General features: G+C 74.9%; 2 protein-coding genes. Both read left to right on the plus strand.

Annotation, left to right across the window (positions count from 1 at the left end; translation table 11 throughout):
* On the plus strand, positions 1-7,730 hold a 7,730-nt coding region (locus tag AB0D46_RS36380; RefSeq protein WP_362884107.1), incomplete at its 5' end, for a type I polyketide synthase.
* Between the two features lie 60 nt (positions 7,731-7,790).
* On the plus strand, positions 7,791-21,395 hold a 13,605-nt coding region (locus AB0D46_RS36385), incomplete at its 3' end, for an SDR family NAD(P)-dependent oxidoreductase (RefSeq protein WP_362884109.1).

The following is a 21,395-nucleotide window of genomic DNA, read 5'->3' on the forward strand; positions in this document are numbered from 1 at the left end:
TGTCGTTGGCCGAGGTGTGGCGGGCGGCGGGTGTGCGTCCGGGTGCGGTGATCGGGCATTCGCAGGGTGAGATCGCCGCCGCGTGTGTGGCGGGGATCCTGTCGCTGGAGGATGCGGCCCGGGTGGTGGCTTTGCGCAGCCAGGCGATCGGTCGGGTGCTGGCCGGTTTGGGTGGCATGGTCTCCGTGCCGCTGTCCGCTGTCGAGGTGCGTGAGCGGATCGCCAGGTGGGGCGAGGCGCGGATTTCCGTCGCCGCTGTCAACGGGCCTTCCTCGGTGGTCGTTTCCGGTGAGGTCGAGGCCCTGGAAGAACTCCTGGCCGCCTGCGAGGCCGACGGCATTCGGGCGAAGCGGATCGCGGTGGACTACGCCTCGCACTCCGCCCAGGTCGACCTCCTGAAGGACGAACTGGGCGAGTTGCTCGCTCCGATCGTTGCGCAGCCCGCGCAGGTGCCCCTCCTGTCGACCGTGACGGGCGAGTGGGTCAACGGTCCCGAGCTGGACGCCGGTTACTGGTTCCGCAACCTCCGCCAGACGGTCGAGCTGGAGCAGGTCACCCGTACCCTCCTCGATCAGGGTTTCGGCGTGTTCATCGAGTCGAGCCCCCACCCCGTCCTGACCGTCGGGATGCAGGAGACCGTGGAGGGCGCGGGCCGTGAGGCGGCCGTCCTCGGGTCGTTGCGCCGCAACGAGGGCGGGTTGGAACGCTTCTGGTTGTCGCTCGGAGAGGCGTACGTGCGGGGTGTGACCGTCGACTGGGACACCGTGTTCGCCGGTACGGGTGCCCGGCGCGTGGACCTGCCGACCTACGCCTTCCAGCAGGAGCACTTCTGGCTCGAAAGCGGCACCGCCGCGGAGCCCGAAGCCGCCGTTCACCCGACCGGCGCCGCCGACGCCCGGTTCTGGGAAGCCGTCGACGCCCACGACGTGGCGGCCCTCACCGCCGAGCTGGACATCGACGCCGACGAGGCGCTCACCGCGCTGCTTCCCGCACTGTCCTCCTGGCGGCGCCAGAGCCAGGAGCGGTCCACGGTCGACGGCTGGCGCTACCGGATCACCTGGAAGCCGGCCCCCGAGCCCACCTCCGCTCCCCGGCTCTCCGGTACCTGGCTCGTCGCGGTCCCCGAGGACCCGGCGGGCGCCTCGCCGGCGGACGCCGTCCTGCGCGTCCTCGCGGAGCACGGCGCCGACGTACGGCAGGTCGCCGTACCCCGCACCGACGACGCCCGGGCCGAGCTGGCCGGGCGGATCCGGGCTGCGCTCACCGACGGCCCTGCGGCGGCCGGTGTGCTGTCGCTGCTGACCTCCGCCGGGACCGACGCGGCCCCGGGCGTGATCGACACGCTCGCCCTCGTCCAGGCCCTCGGCGACGCCGAGGTGACCGCCCCGCTGTGGTGCGCCACCCGGGACGCGGTCTCCGTCGCCCGCTCCGAGCAGGCCACCGACCCCGCGCAAGCCCCCGTCTGGGGCCTCGGCCGGGTGGTGGCGCTGGAGCACGGCGAGCGCTGGGGCGGCCTGGTCGACCTGCCGTCGGAGGCCGATGACCGGACCTTGGGCCGGTTGGTCGGGATCCTCGCCGGCGACGGCGCGGAGGACCAGGTGGCCGTGCGGGCTTCCGGGGTGTTCGTACGGCGTCTCGTGCGGGCCCGCCTCGCCGAGTCGCCGGTCGTGCGCGAGTGGCGTCCGGCCGGTACGACGCTGGTCACCGGGGGGACGGGCGCGCTCGGCGCGCACGTCGCCCGCTGGCTGGCCTCGAACGGTGGGGAGCACCTGGTCCTTACCAGTCGTCGTGGTCCGGACGCGCCCGGCGCCGCCGAGCTGCGCGCGGAGCTGATCGCGCTCGGCGCGGACGTCACGCTCGCCGCCTGCGACGTCGGCGACCGCGAGGAACTCGCCGCCCTCCTGGCTTCCGTACCCGCCGACCGGCCGCTCACCGCCGTCGTGCACACGGCGGCCGTCCTGGACGACGGGGTCATCGAGGCGCTCACCCCCGGCCAGATCGAACGCGTCCTGCGGGTCAAGGTCGACGCGACGCGGAACCTGCACGAGCTGACCCGTGACCTCGACCTGTCGGCGTTCGTCCTCTTCTCCTCCTTCGCCGCCACCTTCGGCGCCCCCGGCCAGGGCAACTACGCGCCGGGCAACGCGTTCCTCGACGCGTTCGCCGAGCACCGGCGGGCCGAAGGCCTGCCCACCACGTCCATCGCGTGGGGCCCCTGGGGTGACGGAGGCATGGCCGAAGGCGCCGTCGGCGACCGGATGCGCCGCCACGGCGTCATCGAGATGGACCCCGCACGGGCCGTCAGCGCGCTCCAGCACGCCCTGGACCGGGACGAGACGACCCTGACCGTCGCCGACATGGAGTGGAAGCGCTTCGTCCTCGCCTTCACCTCCGGCCGCGCCCGCCCCCTGCTGCACGACCTGCCCGAGGCGCGACAGGCGACGGAAGCCGCCCGCACGGACGCGGCGCAGGACACCGGAGACGCCGCCGTGCTCCTGCGGCAGCTCGCCGGACAGCCCGAGGCGGAACAGGAACGCCTGCTGCTGGAACTCGTCCGCACGGCCGTCGCCGCGGTCCTCGGCTACGCCGGACCCGACGCCGTGGAGGCCGGCCGGGCGTTCAAGGAACTCGGCTTCGACTCCCTGACCTCCGTCGAACTGCGCAACCGGCTCGGCGCCGCCGCCGGCCTCAAGCTGCCGCCCACCCTCGTTTTCGACCACCCGACGCCCACCGTCCTGGCCCGGCACCTGCGGACCGAACTCGGCGGCCGGGACGCCATGGGCGCCACGTCCGCCCCGACGGCCAACGGCCCCACCGCCGGGGCGGACGCCGAACCGATCGCCGTCGTCGCGATGAGCTGCCGCTTCCCTGGCGGCGTCCGCAGCCCCGAGGAACTGTGGCAGCTGCTCGCCTCCGGCGGCGACGCCCTGTCCCGGTTCCCCGTCGACCGCGGCTGGGACGTCGAGGCGCTGTACGACCCCGACCCCAACGCCCAGGGCACCTCCTACACCCGTGAGGGCGGCTTCCTCACCGACGCGGCCTCCTTCGACCCCGGCTTCTTCGGGATCTCCCCGCGCGAGGCCCTCGCCATGGACCCGCAGCAGCGGCTGCTGTTGGAAACCTCCTGGGAGACGTTCGAACGGGCCGGCATCGACCCGGAGTCCCTGCGCGGCAGCCAGTCCGGGGTGTTCGTCGGGACCAACGGCTCCGACTACTCCCACCTCGTACGCGGCGCCTCCGAAGGCCTCGAAGGGCACCTGGCCACCGGCAGCGCGGGCAGCGTCGTCTCCGGCCGGTTGTCCTACACCTTCGGCCTCGAAGGCCCGGCGGTCACCGTCGACACCGCGTGCTCGGCCTCCCTCGTCGCCCTGCACCTCGCGGTGCAGGCCCTGCGGTCGGGGGAGTGCACCATGGCGCTGGCCGGCGGTGTGACCGTCATGTCCACACCCGGCACCTTCATCGAGTTCAGCCGCCAGCGCGGCCTGTCCACCGACGGCCGCTGCAAGGCCTTCTCCTCGGACGCCGACGGCTTCAGCCCCGCCGAGGGCGTCGGCATGCTCCTCGTCGAACGGCTCTCGGACGCACGGCGCAACGGCCACCCGGTCCTCGCCGTGATCCGCGGTACGGCCATCAACCAGGACGGCGCCTCCAACGGCCTGACCGCCCCCAACGGCCCCTCCCAGCAGCGCGTCATCCGCCAGGCCCTGGCCAACGCCGGTGTGACCGCCGCGGAGGTCGACGTCGTGGAGGCGCACGGCACGGGCACCACCCTCGGCGACCCGATCGAGGCCCAGGCCCTGCTGGCCACCTACGGTCAGGACCGACCCGAGGGCCGGCCGTTGCTGCTCGGCTCCATCAAGTCCAACATCGGTCACGCGCAGGCCGCCGCGGGCGTCGCCGGCGTGATGAAGGTCGTGCTGTCCATGCAGCACGGCGTACTGCCGCAGAGCATCCACATCGCCGAGCCCACCCCGCACGTGGACTGGAGCGCGGGCGAGGTCTCCTTGCTGACACGACAGCAGGCATGGCCGGAGAACGGTGACCGGCCCTGGCGCGCGGGTGTTTCGTCGTTCGGATTCAGCGGGACGAACGCCCATGCCATCATCGAGCAGGCCCCGGCCGAACCGGGGCCCGACGAGCAGGGGACCCCTGTCCCGCCGAACCCCCACCCCCTACTGGTCGCGACGCACCCCGACGCCGGCGGGTCCGACCGGCCGGCCCCGCTGCCCTGGCCCCTCACGGCCAGGACGGAGAAGGCCCTGCACGCCCAGGCCGACCGCCTGCTGAACCACCTCTCCACCCGCCCTGACCTGCGAAGCGGCGATGTCGGCCACTCCTTGGCCACCACCCGCAGCGCCCACGACCACCGCGCCGTCCTCATCGGCCGGCACCGGGAGGACCACCTCGCGGGCCTGGCCACCCTGGCCGCCGGAGGCACCGCACCCCTGCTCGTCCAGGGGTCGGTCATCGGGGGCAGGACCGCCTTCGTCTTCCCCGGACAGGGGTCGCAATGGGTGGGCATGGCGGAAGCGCTGTTGGACGCTTCACCTGTGTTTGCAGCCCGGGTGGACGAATGTGCGAAGGCGCTGGAGCCCTTCACCGACTGGTCGTTGGTGGACGTGCTCCGCGCCGCCGACGGCGCGCCCTCCCTCGACCGGGTGGACGTGGTCCAGCCGGCCCTTTTCTCGGTGATGGTGTCGTTGGCCGAGGTGTGGCGGGCGGCGGGTGTGCGTCCGGGTGCGGTGATCGGGCATTCGCAGGGTGAGATCGCCGCCGCGTGTGTGGCGGGGATCCTGTCGCTGGAGGATGCGGCTCGGGTGGTGGCTTTGCGCAGCCAGGCGATCGGTCGGGTGCTGGCCGGTTTGGGTGGCATGGTCTCCGTGCCCCTGTCCGCTGTCGAGGTCCGTGAGCGGATCGCCACGTGGGGCGAGGCGCGGATTTCCGTCGCCGCTGTCAACGGCCCGTCCTCGGTGGTGGTTTCCGGTGAGGTCGAGGCCCTGGAAGAACTCCTGGCCGCTTGCGAGGCCGACGGCATCCGTGCGAAGCGGATCGCGGTGGACTACGCCTCGCACTCCGCCCAGGTCGACCTGCTGCGCGATGAGCTGGCCGAGTTGCTCGCGCCGATCGTTCCGCAGGCCGCGCGGGTGCCGTTCCTGTCGACCGTGACGGGCGAGTGGGTCGACGGCCCCGAGCTGGATGCCGGTTACTGGTTCCGCAACCTGCGGCGGACCGTGGAGCTGGAGGAAGCCACCCGCACCCTCCTGAACCAGGGCTTCGGCGTGTTCATCGAGTCGAGCCCCCACCCCGTCCTGACCGTCGGGATGCAGGAGACCGTGGAGGACGCGGGCCGCGAGGCCGCCGTCCTGGGCTCCCTGCGCCGCAACGAAGGTGACTTGGAGCGCTTCTGGTTGTCGCTCGGTGAGGCGTACGTGCGGGGTGTGACCGTCGACTGGGACGCCGTGTTCGCGAACACGGGCGCCCGGCGCGTCGACCTGCCGACCTACGCCTTCCAGGCGCAGCGCTTCTGGCCCGAGGCCGCCCCCGTCGAAGCGGAGGCGCTGCCCGCGGAAAGCGCGGTCGACGCCCGGTTCTGGGACGCCGTCGAACGTGAGGACCTCGCCGCGCTCACCGCCGAGCTGCGCATCGAGGGCGACCAGCCGCTGACCTCGCTGCTTCCCGCGCTGTCGTCCTGGCGCCGTGAGAACCGGGAACAGTCCACGGTCGACGGCTGGCGCTACCGCGTCACCTGGAAGCCCCTCGCCGAAGCCGGCAGCACCCGCCTCTCGGGGGTCTGGCTGGTCGTCGTGCCCGAGGCCCCGGCCGGCCCGGGCGGGGACGACGCGGTCGCCGGTGTGCTGCGTACGCTCGCCGAGCGCGGCGCGGAGGTCCGTACGGTCACCGTCGCCGCAAGCGCCGCCGACCGGGACGCGCTCAACGCCACCCTGAAGGGCGTCGGCGACGGGGCGGACGCCCCGGCCGGGGTGCTCTCCCTCCTTGCCCTCGCCGAGACTCCCGCCGGCTCCGCGTTGCGCGAGCACGCCGGGCTGCTGGGCACCGCCGCACTCGTCCAGGCCCTCGGTGACGCCGATGTGTCCGCGCCCCTGTGGTGCGTGACCCGTGGCGCCGTCGCCGTGACCCCGTCCGAGCGGCTCCAGGACCCGGCGCAGGCCCTGCTGTGGGGCTTCGGTCGTACGGTCGCGTTGGAGTTCCCGGACCGGTGGGGCGGTCTCCTCGACCTGCCCGCGCAGGTCGACGTACGGACCCTGGAGCGGCTCGTCGGGATCCTCGCCGGTGACGGCGCCGAGGACCAGGTGGCCGTCCGGGCCGCCGGACCCTTCGGCCGCCGACTCGCCCACGCCCCCCTCGCGGACGCGCCCGTCGCGCCCGCCTGGAAGCCGCGCGGTACGACCCTGGTCACCGGCGGTACGGGCGCGCTCGGCGCGCACGTCGCCCGCTGGCTCGCCGAGAACGGCGCCGAGCACCTGCTGCTCACCAGCCGGCGCGGCCCCGAAGCGCCCGGCGCGACCGCACTGCGGGACGAACTCGTGGCACTCGGCGCCGAAGTGACCCTCGCGGCCTGCGACATGGCCGACCGGGACGCCGTGGCCGGGCTCCTCGCCGCCGTACCCGCCGGCCGGCCGCTGACCGCCGTCGTGCACACCGCCGGTGTCCTCGCCGACGGCGTCATCGACGGGCTCACCCCCGAACGGTTCGCGACCGTACTCGCCCCCAAGGCGGACGCGGCGCTCACCCTCCACGAACTGACTCGGGACCTGGACCTGTCGGCGTTCGTCCTGTTCTCCGGAGTCGCCGGCACCCTCGGCGACGCCGGGCAGGGCAACTACGCCGCCGCCAACTCCTACCTCGACGCCCTCGCCGAGCAGCGGCAGGCCGACGGTCTGCCCGCCACCTCGGTGGCCTGGGGCCGTTGGGGCGACAGCGGACTGGCCGCCGGCGGTGCCATCGGGGAACGCCTCGACCGCGGCGGCGTGCCCGCCATGGCGCCGCGCTCCGCGATCCGCGCGCTCCAGCAGGCCCTCGACCACCGGGAGGCGGCCGTCGCCGTCGCCGACATCCAGTGGGAGCGGTTCACGCCCGGCTACACCGCCGTGCGGCCCAGCCCGTTCCTCGCCGACCTGCCCGAGGTGCGCCGGCTCGCCCGCGCCACCCCGGCCGGCGGAGCGGACGAAGGCGCGACGGGAGCCCCCGGGGAGGTGCTGCGCCGTCGACTGTCGGTGATGACGCAGACCGAACAGGGCCTGGCCGTACTGGATTTGGTTCGCACCCACGCGGCGACCGCTCTCGGGCACGCCGGTACCGACGAGGTCGGCGCCGGTCGGGCCTTCAAGGAGCTCGGCTTCGACTCCCTGATCGCGCTGGAACTGCGCAACCGACTGAACGCCGCCACCGGACTGAAGCTCCCGGCCACGCTGGTCTTCGACCACCCGACCCCGGCGGTCCTCGCCGAGTTCCTGCGGGCCGAGATCGTCCAGGACGGCAGCACGGCCGCCGCGCCCGGCATCGCGGAACTGGAGAAGCTCGAATCCGCGCTCTCCGTCCTCGACCCGGACGGTGGAACCCGCGCCGACATCGCCTCGCGCCTCCAGGTCCTGCTGGCGAAATGGGGTGAACCCCAGGCCCATTCGAGCGGCGAGGCCGTGGCCGAGAAACTCCAGGAAGCCACGGCCGACGAGCTCTTCGACTTCATCGAGAACGAGCTCGGTATCTAGCACAGCGGACAGCAGGCAGTAACAGCACGAGGGTTTGTGACGAGCATGGGTGAGGTTCCAATGGCGGATCAGGCTGCGGATCAGGACAAGATCATCGGCTACCTGAAGCGGGTGACGGCCGATCTGCACCAGACACGGCAGCGCCTGCGCGAGGTCGAGGCCCAGGAGCCGGAGCCGATCGCGATCGTCGGCATGGCCTGCAGGTTCCCCGGCGGCATCCAGTCGCCGGAGGGCCTGTGGGACCTGGTCTCCGGAGGTCGGGACGCCATCACCGACTTCCCGGACGACCGGGGCTGGGACATCGAGTCCCTGTACGACGCCGACCCCGACCAGCGGGGCACCTCGTACACCCGCGAGGGCGGATTCCTCGACGGCGTGGGCGAGTTCGACGCCGGGTTCTTCGGGATCAGCCCGCGCGAAACCCTCGGCATGGACCCGCAGCAGCGCCTGCTGCTCGAAACGTCCTGGGAGACCTTCGAACGCGCCGGCATCGACCCGGTGACCCTGCGCGGCAGCAAGGCCGGCGTGTTCATCGGCACCAACGGCCAGGACTACCCCGACCTGCTGCGCGACGGGGTCCCCCAGGGCGTCGAGCAGTACCTGCTCACCGGAAACGCCGCCAGCGTCGTCTCCGGCCGGCTGTCCTACACCTTCGGTCTCGAAGGCCCGGCGGTCACCGTCGACACCGCCTGCTCGTCCTCCCTCGTCGCCCTCCACCTGGCCGTGCAGGCCCTGCGGTCCGGCGAGTGCTCCCTGGCCCTGGCCGGTGGCGTCACCGTCATGTCCAGCCCGCGCGCCTTCGTCCAGTTCAGCCGGCAGCGCGGTCTCGCCCCCGACGGCCGGTGCAAGCCGTTCGCCGACGGCGCCGACGGCACCGGCTGGGGCGAGGGCGTCGGCATGCTCCTCGTCGAGAAGCTCTCCGACGCCCGCCGCCACGGTCACCCGGTCCTCGCCGTGGTCCGCGGCACCGCCGTCAACCAGGACGGCGCCTCCAACGGGCTCACCGCCCCCAACGGCCCGTCCCAGCAGCGCGTCATCCGCCAGGCGCTGACCAACGCCGGGCTCACCCCGGCGCAGGTCGACGTCGTCGAGGCGCACGGCACCGGCACCACCCTCGGCGACCCCATCGAAGCCCAGGCCATCCTGGCCACCTACGGGCAGAACCGGCCCGAGGGCCGGCCGCTGTGGCTCGGCTCGATCAAATCGAACATCGGGCACACCCAGGCCGCCGCCGGCGTCGCGGGCATCATCAAGATGGTCGAGGCGATCCGGCACGGCGTCCTGCCCGAGTCCCTCCACATCGACGCGCCGTCCTCCGCCGTCGACTGGGCCACCGGCGACGTCCACCTCCTCGACCGGTCCGTGCCGTGGCCCGAGACCGGCCAACCGCGCCGCGCCGGCATCTCCTCGTTCGGCGTCAGCGGCACCAACGCCCACACCGTCATCGAGCAGGCCCCGCCCGCCGAACCCGCCGCCCCCGCGCCCACCGGGACGGACGGCGCCACCGGACCCGTACCGCTGCTGGTCTCCGGCCACGGCGACGACGGGCTGCGCGCCCAGGCCGGCCGGCTCGCCGCCCACCTGCGCGCCCACCCCGCGCTCGCCGACGGCCCCACCGCCCTCACCGACCTCGGGCTCTCCCTCGCCACCAGCCGCTCCGCGCTGGACCGCCGGGCCGTCCTCCTCGCCGCCGACCGCGAGGGACTCCTCGCCGACCTCGACGCGCTCGCCGCCGGCGAACAGCCCGCGACCGGCGTCGTCGGCGCCGTCGGCGAGGGGAACACCGCCTTCCTGTTCGCCGGCCAGGGCAGCCAACGCCCCGGCATGGCCCGCGAACTGTACGCGACCCACCCGGAGTTCGCCCGGGCCCTCGACGAGGTCCGCGACGCACTCGACCAGCACCTCGAACACCCCCTGTACGAGGTGCTGTTCGCCGAGCCGGGCAGCGCCGGGGCGGCCCTGCTCGACGAGACCGCCCACACCCAGGCCGCCCTGTTCGCCGTCGAGGTCGCCCTCCACCGCCAGCTCGAACAGTGGGGCGTGCGCCCCGACTTCCTCATCGGGCACTCCATCGGCGAACTCATCGCCGCCCACGTCGCCGGCGTCCTCACCCTCCCCGACGCCGCCGCCCTCGTCGCCGCCCGCGGCCGACTCATGCAGGCCCTGCCCGCCGGCGGCGCGATGATCGCCGTCGAGGCGACCGAGGAAGAGGTCACCCCGCTCCTCACCGCCCGCATCTCCCTCGCAGCGATCAACGGCCCCCGCTCCGTCGTCGTCTCCGGCGACGAACACGAGGCCACCGCACTCGCCGAGACCCTGCGGGCCCGCGGCCGCCGCACCAAGCGGCTCACCGTCAGCCACGCCTTCCACTCGCCGCTCATGGACGACATGCTCGACGCGTTCCGCGAGGCCGCCGAGGCCGTCGGCTACGCGCCGCCCGTCATCCCGATCGTCTCCAACCTCACCGGCGCCTCCGTCACCGCCGAGGAGATCTGCACCGCCGACTACTGGGTCCGGCACGTCCGCGAGGCCGTCCGCTTCCGCGACGGGATACGCGGCCTGGCCGCCCTCGGCGTCACCACCTTCATCGAGGTCGGCCCCGGCGGCGTGCTCACCGCCCTCGCCCAGGACTGCCTGGGCGACGAGGACGGCGCCACCGACGCCGTGTTCGTACCGGCCCTGCGCGCCGACCGCTCCGAACCGGCCGCGTTCGCCGCCGCCGTCGCCCGCGCCCACGTCCACGGCATCCGCGTGGACTGGTCCGCCGTCTTCGCCGGCCGCTCGGGCACCCGAGTCGACCTGCCCACGTACGCCTTCCAGCGACGCCTGTACTGGCCCGAGCAGCCCACCGCCTGGACGGGCGACGTCGCCGCCGCCGGCATCGGCTCCGCCGACCACCCGCTGCTCGGCGCGGCCATCTCCCTCGCCGACGGCGACGGCTACCTGTTCACCGGCCGGCTCTCCCTGGCCACCCACCCGTGGCTCGCCGACCACACCGTCATGGACACCGTGCTGCTGCCCGGCACGGCCTTCGTGGAACTCGCCCTGCGGGCCGGCGAACACACCGGCTGCGAACTCCTCGACGAACTCACCCTCCAGGCACCCCTGGCCCTGCCCCCGCACGGCGGCATCCAGATCCAACTCGCCGTCGACGCCCCCGACGCCGACGGCCGCCGCTCCCTGACCCTGCACTCCCGGCCCGAGGACGCCGCCGACGACACCTGGGGCGAGGGCGCCTGGACCCGGCACGCCACCGGCTTCCTCGCCCCCGCCGCGCGCGACACCGCCGCCGGCACCGACCTGGCCGTATGGCCCCCGCAGGGCGCCGAAGCCGTCCCCGTCGAAGGCCTCTACGCACACCTCACCGCCTCCGGCTTCGCCTACGGGCCCGTCTTCCAGGGCCTGACCGGCGCCTGGCAGCGTGCCGACGAGGTCTTCGCCGAGATCCGGCTGCCCGAACAGGCCCACGCCGAAGCCGAACTGTTCGGCCTGCACCCGGCCCTCCTGGACGCCGCCCTGCACGCCGTCGGCATGGGCGACCTGCTGGAGGACACCGAGCACGGCCGGCTGCCGTTCTCCTGGAGCGGCGTCACCCTGCACGCCGTCGGCGCGCGCACCCTGCGCGTACGCCTGGCCCCCGCCGGCCAGGACACCGTCCGCGTCGACCTCGCCGACGAGACCGGCGCACCCGTCGCCACCGTCGACGCCCTGCTGCTGCGCCCCGTCACCCCCGACCAGGTACGGGCGTCCCGCACGGCCTTCCACGACTCGCTGTTCCGCGTCGAGTGGACCCCGCTCGCCCTGCCCTCCGCCACCACCGTCGCCCCCGGCCAGTGGGCCCTGCTCGACGCCGCCGGCGCCGCCGGCTCCCCGTTCACCACCGTGCTGCCCACGGCCGCCGCCCACGCCGGCCTCGCCGAACTGGCCGCCGCGATCGAAGCCGGCGGCCCCGTACCGCACGCCGTCGTAGTACCGCTGCCCGCCACCGGCGCCGGCTCCCCGACGCCCGTCGACGCCGCGCTGCCCGCCGCCGTCGCCGGAGCCCTGCACCACGCCCTGGACCTCGCCCAGACCTGGCTCGCCGACGACCGATTCGCCGCCTCCCGCCTGGTGTTCGTCAGCCACGGCGCGGTCGCCACCACCGCCGACTCCGACGTCGCCGACCTGGCGCACGCCCCGCTGTGGGGACTGCTGCGCTCCGCCCAGTCCGAACACCCCGGCCGGTTCGTCCTCGTCGACCTCGACGAGCGCGAGGAGTCCCTGCGCGCGCTGCCCGCCGCCCTGGCCACGACCGAACCGCAGCTCGCCCTGCGCGAGGGCCGCGCCGTCGTCCCCCGGCTCGGCCGGGTCCCCGCCGTGCCCGCCGCCGACGGCCACGAGGCCCGCCCGCTCGACACCGACGGCACCGCCCTGGTCACCGGCGCCACCGGCACCCTCGGCGGGCTCGTCGCCCGCCACCTGGTCACCGCGCACGGCGTACGCCGCCTGCTGCTGGCCGGCCGCCGCGGCGAGGCCGCCCCCAGCGCCCCCGAACTCCTCGCCGAACTCCGCGCCCTGGGCGCCGAGGTCACCCTCGCCGCCTGCGACGCCGCCGACCGCGACGCCCTCGCCGCGCTCCTGGACTCCGTACCGGCCGCCCACCCGCTGACCGCCGTCGTACACACCGCGGGCGTCCTCGACGACGGCATCCTCGAAGCGCTCACCCCCGCGCGCGTCGACCACGTCCTGCCCGCGAAGGTCGACGCGGCCGTCAACCTGCACGAGCTGACCCGCGATCTCGACCTCGCCGCGTTCGTCCTGTTCTCCGCCGCCGCCGGCACCCTCGGCGCGGCCGGGCAGGCCAACTACGCCGCCGCCAACACCTTCCTCGACGCCCTCGCCCACCGGCGCCGCGCCGAAGGCCTGCCCGCCACCGCCCTCGCCTGGGGCCTCTGGGCCGAACGCAGCGCCATGACCGGCGACCTCGCCGACACCGACCGGGAACGCATCGCCCGCGCCGGCGTCGCCGCGCTGTCCTCCGCCGAGGGCCTCGCCCTCATGGACACCGCCCGCACCTCCGGCGAGGCCACCGCCGTCCCCATGCACCTGGACCTCGCCGCCCTGCGGCAGGCCGACGCGAGCATGGTCCCCCCGCTGCTGCGCGGCCTCGTCCGGCCCGCCGCGCGCCGGGCCGCCGCCGACCGCGGCCCCGCCCCCGCCGACGGCCTCACCGAACGCCTGCTGCCGCTGACCGCCGCCGAACGCGACCGGCTGCTGCTGGCCACCGTCCGCGTCCAGGTCGCCGCCGTCCTCGGCTTCCCCGGCCCCGACGCCGTCGACCCGGGCCGCGCCTTCAAGGAACTCGGCTTCGACTCGCTGACCGCCGTCGAGCTGCGCAACCGGCTCGGCTCCGCCACCGGGGTCCGACTGCCCGCCACCCTCGTCTTCGACTACCCGACCCCGAACGCCCTCGCCGCGTTCCTGCGCACCGAACTCCTCGGCGACCTGACCGCGCCCACCGCGCCCGCCGTCGCCGGCGCGCAGGCCGTCGCCGACGAGCCCATCGCCATCGTCGCCATGAGCTGCCGCTTCCCCGGCGGTGTCAGCACCCCCGAGGAGCTGTGGCAGCTCGTCGCCGGCTCCGTGGACGCGATCTCCCCGTTCCCGACCGACCGCGGCTGGAACCTCGACGGGCTGTACGACTCCGACCCCGGCCGCGCCGGCACCTCGTACACCCGCACCGGCGGGTTCCTGCACGACGCCGCCGACTTCGACCCCGACGTCTTCGGCATCAACCCGCGCGAGGCCCTCGCCATGGACCCGCACCAGCGGCTCCTGCTGGAAACCTCCTGGGAGGTGTTCGAACGGGCCGGGCTCGACCCGGCGTCGATGCGCGGCAGCCGCACCGGCGTCTTCGCCGGCGTCATGTACCACGACTACCTGACGCGCCTGCCGGCCGTCCCCGAGGGCCTGGAGGGCTACCTCGGCACCGGCACCGCGGGCAGCGTCGCCTCCGGCCGAGTCTCCTACACCTTCGGCCTGGAGGGCCCGGCCGTCACCATCGACACGGCCTGCTCCTCCTCCCTCGTCGCCCTGCACCTGGCCGCGCAGGCCCTGCGCAGCGGCGAGTGCGACATGGCGCTCGCCGGCGGCGTCACCGTCATGTCCACCCCGGACACCTTCATCGACTTCAGCCGCCAGCGCGGCCTGTCCACCGACGGCCGCTGCAAGTCCTTCTCCGCCGACGCCGACGGCACCGCCTGGGCCGAGGGCGCCGGCATGATCCTCGTAGAGCGGCTCTCCGACGCCCGCCGCAACGGTCACCCCGTCCTCGCCGTGGTCCGCGGCACCGCCGTCAACCAGGACGGCGCCTCCAACGGCCTCACCGCCCCCAACGGGCCGTCCCAGCAGCGCGTCATCCGCGAAGCCCTCGCCCACGCCGGCCTGGGCGCGGCCGACGTCGACGCCGTCGAGGCCCACGGCACCGGCACCACCCTCGGCGACCCGATCGAGGCGCAGGCCCTGATCGCCACCTACGGCCAGGGCCGCCCCGCCGACCGGCCGCTGCGCCTGGGCTCCATCAAGTCGAACATCGGCCACACCCAGGCCGCCGCGGGCGCCGCCGGCATCATCAAGATGGTCCAGGCGATGCGCCACGGCGTCCTGCCCGCCTCCCTGCACATCGCCGAGCCGTCCCCGCACATCGACTGGAGCGCGGGCGCCGTCGAACTGCTCACCGAGTCCGCCGCCTGGCCCGAGACGGACCGCCCGCGCCGCGCCGGCATCTCCTCCTTCGGAGTGAGCGGCACCAACGCGCACGTCATCATCGAGCAGCCGCCCACCGAGCCGAACGCCGACGCGGACGCGCCCACCGGCCTCGCGCCGGCCGAGAGCGCCGGCGTCGCCGCGGGCACCGCGCTCCCGTACGTCCTCGCCGGCCGCACCCCCGACGCGCTGCGCGCCCAGGCCGCCCGCCTCGCCGAACACCTCGTACGGCACCCCGAAGTCCACCCCGCCGACGTGGCGTTCTCCCTGGCCACCAGCCGCACCGCCCTGGATCGGCGGGCCGCCGTCGTCGCCACGGACCGCGACGGACTCCTGGCCGGACTCGACGCGCTCGCCGAGGGCCGCGACGGCGCCGGGCTCGTCCGGCACGACGCCGCCGACGGCCGGCTCGCCGTCCTCTTCACCGGTCAGGGCAGCCAGCGTCCCGGCATGGGCCGCGAACTGTACGCCGCCCACCCCGTATTCGCCGCCGCCCTGGACGAGGTCTGCGCCGCCCTCGATCCGCACCTCGAACAGCCCCTCAAGGACGTCCTGTTCGACGAGGACGACACCCGGCTGAACCGGACCGGCCACACCCAGCCCGCCCTGTTCGCGCTGGAGACCGCGCTCTACCGGCTCGTCGCGTCGTGGGGCGTGCGCCCCGACTTCGTCGCGGGCCACTCCGTCGGCGAGATCACCGCCGCGCACGTCGCGGGCGTCCTCACGCTGTCCGACGCCGCCGCCCTCGTCGCCGCCCGCGGCCGCCTCATGGAACAACTCGCCGCGGGCGGTGCGATGATCGCGCTGACCGGCACCGAGGCCGAGGTCCGTCCGCTGCTCGCCGGCCACGAGGACCGCGTCGGCATCGCCGCCGTCAACTCCGCCTCCTCCGTGGTCATCTCCGGCGACGAGGGCCTCGCCCTGGAGATCGCCGCCGAGTTCGAACGGCGCGGCCGCCGCACCAAGCGGCTCACCGTCAGCCACGCCTTCCACTCCCCGCTGATGGACGACATGCTCGACGCCTTCCGCGACGTCGCCGCCTCCCTCACCTACCACGCGCCCACCCTCCCCGTCGTCACCCACCTCACCGGCGCCGTCGCCGGCGAGGAACTGCGCACCCCCGAGCACTGGGTCGCCCACGTCCGCGAAGCCGTCCGCTTCCTCGACGGCATCCGCACCCTGGATGCCGAACACGTCACCACCTACCTCGAACTGGGCCCGCAGGGCGTCCTGTCCGGCCTCGGCCGCGACTGCCTCACCGAAACCGACGCCGGTGCCGACGCCGGTGCCGGTGCCGGTTCCGATTCCCGCCCGGACGTCGTGTTCGTCCCCGCGCTGCGGCGCGACCGCGGCGAGGCCGAGGCGCTCGCCGCCGCCGTCGCCGCGCTCCACACCCGCGCCGTCCCCCTGGACTGGACGGCGTACTTCGCCGCGACCGGCGCCCGCCGCACCGACCTGCCCACCTACGCCTTCCAGCGCCGCCGGTTCTGGCTGGAGGCGCCCGCCGGACACATCGGCGACGTCGAGTCGGCCGGCCTCGGCGCCGCCCACCACCCGCTGCTCGGCGCCGCCGTACCGCTCGCCGACGGCGAGGGCTTCCTCTTCACCGGCCGGCTCTCCCTGGACACCCACCCCTGGCTCGCCGACCACGCCGTCATGGGCACCGTCCTGCTGCCCGGCACCGCCTTCGTCGAACTCGCCATCCGCGCCGGCGACCAGGCCGGCTGCGACGTCCTGGAGGAACTCACCCTCGAAGCGCCGCTGATCCTGGCCCCGCACACCGCGGTACGCCTCCAGCTCGTCGTGGGCGCGGCCGACCGCGACGGCCGGCGCACCCTCGACCTGTACTCCGGCGACCCCGACGCCGCCGACGACGAACCGTGGACCCGGCACGCCGCGGGCGTCCTCGCCACCGGCGCGCCCCGCCCCGCGTTCGACCTCACCGCCTGGCCGCCGCCCGGCGCCGAGGCCGTCTCCGTGGACGGCCTCTACGAGCACCTCGGCAGCGGCGGCTTCGCCTACGGGCCCGTCTTCCAGGGCCTGCGCGCCGCCTGGACCCTCGACGGCGACGTCTACGCCGAAGTGGCCCTGCCCGACGACCGGCAGGCGGAGGCCGGCCGGTTCGGCCTGCACCCGGCCCTGCTCGACGCCGCGCTGCACGCCACCTTCGTCCAGCCGTCCCCCGACGCGGACCGTCAGGGCCGGCTCCCGTTCTCCTGGCGCGGGGTGTCCCTGCACGCCGTCGGCGCGTCCGCGCTGCGGGTGCGCCTCACCCCCGACGGCGACGAGAGCATCTCCCTGCAACTCGCCGACACCACCGGGGCGCCCGTCGCCGCCGTCGACCACCTCGTGCTGCGGCCCGTCTCCGCCGAGCGGCTCGCCGGTGCCTCCCGCACCGCCCACCACGAGTCGCTGTTCCGGATCGAGTGGGTCACGGTGCCGCTGCCGTCCGCCCCGGCCGCCGACGCGACCCCCTGGGTCGTGGTGGGCGCCGACGCCGACGCGCTGCCCGGTCCCGTCCACGCCGACCTCGCGGCGCTCGCCGCCGCCCTCGACGCGGGCGCCGACGCCCCCGCGTACGTCCTGGCCCCCTGCCCGCCGGCCGCGGACGGGAACCCGCTCACCACCGACGCCGTCCACACCGCCGGCCACCGGGCCCTCGCCCTCGTCCAGGGCTGGCTCGCCGACGACCGCTTCGCCGCCTCCCGCCTGGTGTTCCTCACCCGGGGCGCCGTCGCCGGCCAGGGCGACTGGGACCTCACCGACCCGGCCCACGCTGCCGCCTGGGGCCTGGTCCGCTCCGCCCAGTCGGAGAACCCCGACCGGTTCGTCCTCGCCGACCTCGACACCGGCGCGACCGGCCCCGACGCCACCCTGCTGGCCGCGGCCCTCGGCACCGGCGAACCGCAGTTCGCGATCCGCCGCGGCACCGTCCACGCGCCCCGCCTGGCCCGGATCCCCGCCACCACCCCGCTGACCCCGCCCACGGACGGCGCCGCCTGGCGCATGGACATCGAGGACAAGGGCACCCTCGACCACCTCACCCTCGTCCCCAGCCCCGAATCCGAAGCACCCCTGGAACCCGGCCAGGTCCGCGTCGCAGTACGCGCCGCCGGCCTCAACTTCCGCGACGTCCTCAACGCCCTCGGCATGTACCCCGGCGACCCCGGCCTGATGGGCAGCGAAGGCGCCGGCACCGTCGTCGAGACCAGCCCCGGCGTCACCGACCTCGCCGCCGGCGACCGCGTCATGGGCATGCTGCCCGGCGCGTTCGGCCCGCTCGCCGTCGTCGACCGCCGCATGATCGCCCCCATGCCCGAGGGCTGGACCTTCGCCGAGGCAGCGGCCGTCCCGATCGTCTTCATGACGGCCTACTACGCCCTGCACGACCTCGCCGGCCTGCGCGAGGGCGAAACCCTCCTCGTGCACGCCGCGGCCGGCGGCGTCGGCATGGCCGCCGTCCAACTGGCCCGCCACCGGGGCGCCGACGTCTACGCCACCGCCAGTCCCGCCAAGTGGGACACCCTGCGCGGACTCGGCCTGACCGACGACCGGATCGCGTCCAGCCGCACCCTCGACTTCGAGGACACCTTCCGCACGGCCACCGACGGCCGCGGCGTCGACGTCGTCCTCGACTCCCTCGCCCGCGAGTTCGTCGACGCCTCCCTGCGGCTCCTGCCGCGCGGCGGGCGCTTCGTCGAGATGGGCAAGACCGACGTACGCGACCCCCGCGAGGTCGCCGCCGCCCACCCCGGCGTCGGCTACCAGGCCTTCGACCTCACCGAGGCCGGCCTCGACCGCATCCAGGAGATGCTCACCGAGCTGCTCGGCCTCTTCGAGGCCGGCGCCCTGAACCCCATCCCCGTCTCCGCGTGGGACCTCCGCCAAGCCCCCGAGGCGTTCCGCTACCTCAGCCAGGCCCGCCACACCGGCAAGATCGTCCTGACCGTGCCCGCCGCCTGGAACCCGGACGGCACCGTCCTCATCACCGGCGGCACCGGCACCCTCGGCGCGCTCGTCGCCCGACACGCCGTCACCGCCCGCGGCGCCCGCCGCCTCGTCCTGACCAGCCGACGCGGCGAACGCGCCGCCGGAGCCGGCGAACTCGCCGCCGAACTGCGCGCCCTGGGCGCCGACGTCACCATCGCCGCCTGCGACGCCGCCGACCGCGACGCGCTCGCCGCCCTGCTCGACGCCATCCCCGCCGAGCACCCGCTGACCGCCGTCGTCCACACCGCCGGCGTCCTCGACGACGGGATCGCCGAGGCGCTCACCCCCGAACGCCTCGACACCGTCCTGCGGCCCAAGGCCGACGCCGCCCTGCACCTGCACGACCTGACCCGCCGCCTCGACCTGACCGACTTCGTCCTCTTCTCCTCCGCCGCCGGCACCTTCGGCGGCGCCGGACAGGCCAACTACGCCGCCGCGAACGTCTTCCTCGACGCCCTCGCCCGCCACCGCCAGGCCCACGGCCTGCCCGGCACCTCCCTCGGCTGGGGCCTGTGGGCCGAAGCCAGCGGCATGACCGGAGAACTCGACACCGCCGACAAGGACCGCATGACGCGCTCCGGCGTCCTCGGCCTCTCCACCGAAGAGGGCCTCGCCCTCCTCGACACCGCCCACCGCACCGGCGACGCCCACCTCGTCCCCATGCAGCTCGACCTCGCACCGCTGCGCCAGGCCGACGCCGGCATGGTCCCCGCCCTGCTGCGCGGCCTGGTCCGGGCGCCCGCCCGCCGAGCCGTCGAAGCCGGCGCCGCCCGCACCGGTACCCCGCTCGTCGAGCAGCTCGTACGGCTCCCCGAGCACGAACGGGACACCCTCCTGCTCGACCTCGTACGCGACCAGGTCGCCGCCGTCCTCGGCCACGCCACGCCCGACGCCGTCGAACCCGGCCGCGCGTTCAAGGACCTCGGCTTCGACTCGCTGACCGCCGTCGAGTTCCGCAACCGGCTCGGCGCCACCGCCGGCGTCCGGCTGCCCGCGACCCTCGTCTTCGACTACCCCACCCCGACCGTCCTCGCCGCCTACCTCAAGGACGAACTCCTCGGCTCCGAGGCCGCCGCCGCGGTCGCCGCCCTGCCGCGCCACCCGGCGGGCGCCGGCGCCGCCGACGACCCCATCGCCATCGTCGCCATGAGCTGCCGCTTCCCCGGCGGCGTCCGCAGCCCCGAGGACCTGTGGGAGCTGCTGGCCGAAGGCCGCGACGGCATCGCCGACCTCCCCGCGGACCGCGGCTGGGACACCGAGGCGCTGTACGACCCGGACCCCGACAGCCCCGGCACCTCGTACGCCCGCGAAGGCGGCTTCGTCTACGACGCCCACCACTTCGACCCCGGCTTCTTCGGGATCAACCCGCGCGAGGCCCTCGCCATGGACCCGCAGCAGCGCCTGCTGTTGGAGACCTCCTGGGAGGCGTTCGAGCGGGCCGGCATCGACCCGACGGCCCTGCGCGGCCAACAGGTCGGCGTGTTCGTCGGCCAGATGCACAACGACTACGTCTCCCGCCTGAACACCGTCCCCGAGGGCGTCGAGGGCTACCTCGGCACCGGCGGCTCCAGCAGCATCGCCTCGGGCCGCGTCTCCTACACCTTCGGCTTCGAAGGCCCCGCCGTCACCGTCGACACCGCCTGCTCGTCCTCGCTCGTCGCCCTGCACCTCGCCGCGCAGGCCCTGCGCAGCGGCGAATGCTCGATCGCCCTCGCCGGCGGCGTCACCATCATCACCACCCCCGACGTGTTCACCGAGTTCAGCCGACAGCGGGGTCTCGCCGCCGACGGCCGCTGCAAGCCGTTCGCGGCCGCCGCCGACGGCACGGCGTGGGGCGAGGGCATCGGCATGCTGCTCGTCGAGCGGCTCTCCGACGCCCGCCGCAACGGCCACCAGGTCCTCGCCGTGGTCCGCGGCACCGCCGTGAACCAGGACGGCGCCTCCAACGGCCTCACCGCTCCCAACGGCCCGGCGCAGCAGCGCGTCATCCGCCAGGCCCTGGTCAACTCCGGTCTGACCGCCGCCGAGGTCGACGCCGTCGAGGCGCACGGCACCGGCACCCGACTGGGCGACCCCATCGAGGCGCAGGCACTGATCGCCACCTACGGTCAGGACCGGCCCGAGGAGAGCCCGCTCTGGCTGGGCTCCATCAAGTCCAACTTCGGCCACACCCAGGCCGCCGCCGGCGTCGCCGGCATCATCAAGATGGTCCAGGCGATGCGGCACGGGATCCTGCCCCGGACCCTGCACGTCGACGAGCCGTCCCCGCACGTCGACTGGTCCGCGGGCGCCGTCTCCCTGCTCACCGCACAGCGCCCCTGGCCCGAGACCGGCCGACCCCGCCGCGCCGGCATCTCCTCCTTCGGCATGAGCGGCACCAACGCCCACGCCATCGTCGAACTCCCGGCCGACCCGACGACGGCCCCGGTCGCCGCCGACACCCCGGGCGGTGGACATGCGGCCCCGGCCACGCTCCCGTGGCACCTGACGGCGCGCACGGCCGAAGCCCTGCGCGCCCAGGGCGAGCGCCTCCTGTCCCACCTGGACGCCCACCCCGACGCGGAACCCACCGACATCGGCCACTCCCTGGCCACCGGCCGGGCCGTCTTCGAGCACCGCGCCACCGTGATCGCCTCGGACCGGGACGGATTCCGCGCCGCCCTGATGGCCCTCGCCGAGGGCCGCTCGACTCCGGGCCTCGTCCTGGGCTCGCCCACGGCAGGCGAGAAGCTCGCGTTCCTGTTCACCGGTCAGGGCAGTCAGCGGCTGGGGATGGGTCGCGAACTGTACGACGCCTACCCGGTGTTCGCGGAGGCGTTGGACGCGGTGTGCGAGGCGTTGGATCTCGAACTTCCGTTGCGGGAGGTTCTGTTCGGGTCGGATGTCGATCTGTTGGGTGAGACCCGGTTCACGCAGCCTGCGTTGTTCGCG

This window comes from Streptomyces sp. NPDC048383, assembly GCF_040651775.1.
Lineage (GTDB): Bacteria > Actinomycetota > Actinomycetes > Streptomycetales > Streptomycetaceae > Streptomyces.